At 66.7% G+C, this 2,759-nt stretch carries 2 protein-coding genes; both read left to right on the top strand.

Annotated elements, in window-relative coordinates; genetic code table 11:
* Positions 1-912: 912 nt before the first annotated feature.
* Positions 913-1,731: an aspartate/glutamate racemase family protein gene (locus K1X74_23545; protein ID MBX7169327.1), complete on the top strand. Its 819-nt coding sequence runs from the start codon at positions 913-915 to the stop codon at positions 1,729-1,731.
* A gap of 6 nt (positions 1,732-1,737) precedes the next feature.
* On the top strand, positions 1,738-2,759 hold a 1,022-nt coding region (locus K1X74_23540), incomplete at its 3' end, for an MFS transporter (protein MBX7169326.1).

Genomic DNA, 2,759 nt, shown 5'->3' with positions numbered 1-2,759 from the left:
GTTACCATCCCCAATTTGCGTGCTGATTTTCTCGATCTGGACAGTCCAAAAGGAGACGAGCGCGTGGATGCGTTCAGGGGCAATGGCAACGTCGTAGATGTGTCCAATGAGCCCGCCGGGAGCTGCATCGCTTTGATCTGCCGCATCGTGTCCCGCTGACGTGCCTTGCTTGTCTGAGCCCATTGCTGCATTTTCCGTCGGGTATTAAAAGCTATCGCCGACGGCCGGGCCAGTCCGGCGGCAGCGGTTCTCTCGCTGGCCCAACTCGATAATGAGGACGGAAAGGGTCTCAGGCGTCAAGCCGGCATCGGCCTGGAAGGCGGCCAGAGGCACGATTATTGCGACGCACAAAGTCACCGTACCGGTGGTCGGGCACTTTGCCACACATGTGACGAGCGCGTGTACGATGCGGGCTCAGGATCATACTTGCCCGTCAACAGTGCGAAGCCCGCTGCTCCCGCGATGCTCGAAGATCGCCCGAGACCGACCGTTCGTTGCTACGAAGTTCGCAGATTTCGTTGCGGCGCAGCAAAATTCGAATTTGAAAAAGCACATGCCAGCAGATGATCCGTGTCGCCGGACTGTCGGTCCTGGCCCGTCTCGCCGCCCGAGCGTGACAAAGTCGGGTTGTTGCGGTGCACACGTAGCATGTCGCGTGCCCTGCAAAATTGCAACATCGGTGTTGAGCACCGGCACTACAGCCGCTGTGGGTCACTTTCGACCCTTGGAGTGCTCTGCGCGATGGGTCCTCGGGACAAGCCCGAGGATGACAGCGGAGGAGGTGGCGCGCTGGTCGCCCCAACGCGCCGCCTGTCCCTCGCTTTACCCTGCCACCGCACTTGCTGTCGCCAGCCACGCCCATCCTGTAGGCTCGGCAACAGAGAGGGATACAGTCACCTAGGAAAGCCACCAATGCCCCACCCCTTTGCCGGTACGGCACCGAACCTGCCGACACCGTCTCGCATCGTCGCCCGCCCCGACCGGCGCGCGTATGGCATGGGGCTTGGCATCATCCTGCTCGACGACGTCTATCCGGGGTTTCCGGGCGACGTGCGCAATGCGTCCGCGTGGCCCTTCCCCGTGCAGTACGACATCGCCGAGGGCGTCGACATCTTCCGGCTCGTCGACCCCGATCATCCCGACCGCGACAGCTGCTACGAGGCGATCCTCGCCTCGGCCCGGCGGCTGGAGCGGCTCGGCTGCCGGGCGATCGCGGCCGAGTGCGGTTTCTTCTGCTACTTCCAGCGCCGCATCGCCGACGCGGTGTCGGTGCCGGTGTTCATGTCGAGCCTGCTGCAGGTGCCGTGGGCGCAGGCGCTGATCGGCTCGAAGCGCGCGGTGGCGGTGTTGACCGGCTTTCCGCAATCGCTCACCCCCGCGCACTTGGAGGCGGTCGGCATTGCGCCCGGCCCGCGGCTGAAACTGTTCAGCACCTACGAGCTGTGCGGCGCCGAGTACCCCGAGTTCAAGAAGCTGTGGAGCACGCGCGGCCTGCGCACCGATCCGCCGTCAGCCGACTTCGATCTCGCCCGCGAGCAGATCGTGCGCGCGGCACGAGCGATCGTCGACGGCAACCCGGACATCGGCGCGCTCGTGCTCGAATGCACCGGCTACCCGCCGTTCGCGTCCGCGATCCAGGCCGAGATCGACCTGCCGGTATTGAGCTGGGGCACGCTGCTCGACTACGCCTTCGGCGTCGTGGTGCACCGCCGATATCGCGGCCACGTCTGATCCGCAATGCCGGCCTCTCCCACCACCGGCCAGTTGCTGCGCGTGCTCGTGGCGCTGGTCTCGATGAGCTGCCTCAGCCAGTTCTTTCGCGTCTCGCAAGGCGTGATCGCGCCGGAGCTGATGCGTGAGCTGTCGATGTCGCCGCAGGAGCTGGGCTTCGCCGGCGGCGCGTTCTTCATCATGCTGCTCGCGATGCAGATCCCGGTCGGCATCTGGTTCGACCGCCATGGCGCGCGGGTGACGCAGGCGGCGCTCGCGATCTTCATCGTCGCCTGCGCGGTACTGGTGGCACGCGCCCAGTCGGCCGGCGACCTCATCGTCGCGCGCACGGTGATGGGGCTCGGCTGCGCGGCGAGCTTCATGGCGCTGGTGTTCGTGCTGTCGAAGTGGGTCGAGCCGGCGCGCTACACCACGGTCTTGAGCTGGGGCTTCGGGCTCTCCAACATCGGCACCATCGCCGCCACCGCGCCGATGGCGTGGGCGGCGAGCACGATCGGCTGGCGCAACTCGTTCCTGTGCCTGGCGGTGATCTCGGCCGCCGCCGCGATCACGTTCTGGACCGTGGTGCGCGACCGCCCGCCGGGATCGACCGAGCCGCCGGCGCGGCCCGAGCCGCTTGCCGCGGTGCTGGCGGGACTGATGATGGTGTGGCGCACGCCCGGCCTCGTGCCGGTGCTCGCCATGCACACCTTCGCGTCGGGCACCCAGCTCACCGTGCTCGCGATCTGGGCCGGCCCCTATCTCAACGACCTCTATGGCCTCGACGGCATCGCGCGCGGCAAATACCTGCTGCTGATGGGCCTGGCGCAGGTCGCCGGCATCTTTTCCTATGGCCCGCTCGACCGGCTCGTCGGCTCGCGCAAGAAGGTGATCGTGTCCGGCGCGCTGGCGACGATCACGATCCTGGCCGTCCTCGCGGTCCACACCAGGCCGCAGCTTTGGCTGGCGGTGACGCTGCTGACCGCGTCGCTCTACCTCGGCTCCTACAGCGTGGTGATCGTGAGTCAGGGCCGTGCGCTGTTCCCGCC

The sequence above is a fragment of the Pirellulales bacterium genome (assembly GCA_019694435.1).
Taxonomy (GTDB): domain Bacteria; phylum Planctomycetota; class Planctomycetia; order Pirellulales; family JAEUIK01; genus JAIBBZ01.
This window is presented reverse-complemented; position numbering and strand designations above follow the sequence as displayed.

What these genes read in the sequence shown, in the direction of transcription:
- K1X74_23545 (MBX7169327.1), top strand. Translation starts at nt 913, where the DNA reads ATGCCCCACCCCTTTGCCGGTACGGCACCGAACCTGCCGACACCGTCT.